1 pseudogene is annotated in these 316 nt (G+C 70.6%); it reads left to right on the top strand.

Features of this window, described 5'->3' with window-relative positions:
• A pseudogene (locus G6018_RS10930) lies at window positions 1-184 on the top strand (MFS transporter); the annotation flags it as partial.
• Window positions 185-316 lie beyond the last annotated feature (132 nt).

Here is a 316-nt window from a genome sequence, read left to right as displayed (position 1 = left end):
TCCGCCGCTGGCCGCGGCCGCGATGATCGGGGCCGGCAACACCTTCGGTGTCGGTCTGATGCTCTCGGCGCTGTCCGTCATGTCGATGGTCTGCATCTTCCTCATGACCGAGTCGAGCAAGAACGTCATCCACGCCGATGCCGAGCCGGACGACTCCCGCCTCATCGCCACCGAGATGCCGTGACCCTGGTCTGACGACCCCCATCGAGGACCCACGACACGGATCCTCCCAAGAACAGCCGCGCCCGGCCCCACCCGAGAGGGGGCCGGGCGCGGTGCTGTCCGCGGCCGGGCGTGGTGCAGGTCGCGGGGCGGG

Origin of the sequence: Dietzia sp. DQ11-44, assembly GCF_014145205.1 — a bacterium.
Lineage (GTDB): Bacteria > Actinomycetota > Actinomycetes > Mycobacteriales > Mycobacteriaceae > Dietzia > Dietzia natronolimnaea.
This window is presented reverse-complemented; position numbering and strand designations above follow the sequence as displayed.